The organism is Protofrankia sp. CiP1_Cm_nod3 (assembly GCF_982290655.1).
Genome location: NZ_CEVIVD010000157.1, coordinates 5,192 through 6,675 on the forward strand (window position 1 = coordinate 5,192; position 1,484 = coordinate 6,675).

General features: G+C 74.6%; 1 protein-coding gene. It reads left to right on the plus strand.

The features are described 5' to 3' along the window. On the plus strand, positions 1-1,484 hold a 1,484-nt coding region (locus AC5LUJ_RS20770), incomplete at both ends, for a lantibiotic dehydratase family protein (protein ID WP_493465564.1).

The following is a 1,484-nucleotide window of genomic DNA, read 5'->3' on the forward strand; positions in this document are numbered from 1 at the left end:
GGGCCGTGGCGCGCGCCGACGCCGCCTGGCTGGCGTCCGTGATCACATGGTTGGAGTCCTGTCCCGGCCTGCTGGGCCGGCTGCCCGTGGTGGCCAACGATCTCGCCGTGGTGCGGGGTGGCCGGCTGGCCGTGCCCTGGTGGCCGTACGTGAGCGGGCGCCCGGCGACGGCGGCCACCCTGTCAGTCCGGCACACGGCACCGGTCCGGTACGCGCTTGAGACTGCCCGTTCCCCGGTCGCCGTCGGCGTGCTGGTTGACAAGCTCGCCGCCGAGTTCCCGCGGGCCGGTGAACCCGCGGTACGCGAGCTGCTCGCCGACCTGGTCGCCGCGGGTGCGCTGATCAGCAGCCTGCGCCCGCCGCTGACCGTGGCCGACGGTCTCGGCCATCTGTTGGCAGAGCTGGCGGCGGTGGACGCGGCGGCAGTGCCGGAGGCCGCGCCGCTGGTCAGTGAGCTGCGGACGATCCACGAGACGCTGACCAATCAGCCCCTACCCGTATCTGGTCCCGGGGAGTCGGCATCCGGTTCCGGGGAGACAGCCATGGCTGCGCGGATGCGGGTGCTGGCCGACACTGGCATGCCGCCCATCGCGGTGGACCTGCGGCTCGCGGTGGACGTCACTCTGCCGGCCGCCGTCTCCGTGGAGGCCGCGTCGGCAGCGAGCGCGCTGGTCCGGCTCAGCCCACATCCCGGCGGCGCACCAGCGTTGCGCGAGTACCACCGCCGGTTCCTGGACCGTTTCGGCCCCGGGACGGTGGTGCCGATAGCCCAGCTCGTGGCAGTCACCGGCGGGCTGGGCTATCCCCGTCACTACCTTGACCCGGACAACGGACGCCGGGCGGAGCTGAGCCGCCGGGACGAACGGCTGCTGGCGCTGGCCCAGCAGGCCGCGCTGGACGGCGTCCGCGAGGTCCTGCTGGACGATGACATGATCGACCATCTGGGGCAGGGCACGGCCCGCTCCCGTGCCGACGCTCGGGGCGGACCGCCGCGGATACCGCCGCATCTGGACCTGTGCGTCGAGGTCCTGGCGGTCTCGGCGGCGGCACTGGACGCCGGGGACTTCCTGCTCGCGGTGGCCGGGATCGGGCAGTCGGCGGTCGCGACCAGCGGCCGCTTCCTCTCCCTGCTGCCCCGTGCCGAGCGGGACCGGCTCGCCGGGGCGTACGCGTCGCTGCCGGTCGCGGTGGACGGCGCACTGCCGGCACAGATGTCGTTCCCGCCACGCCGGGCGCGGGCGGGCAACGTCCTGGCCGTCCCGCCGGTACTGCCCGCGGTCATCAGCATCGGTGAACACCGAGCCGGCCGAGCCGGCGAGGTAGACGGCCTCGACCTGCGGGATCTCGCCGTCACGGCGGACCTGGACCGGATGTATGTGGTGTCGCTGTCGTGGCGGCGGGTGGTGGAGCCGACGCTGGTGTGCGCCGCGGCGCGGCACGCGGTGCCGCCGCTGGCGCGGCTGCTGGTCGACGTCGCCCGCGCC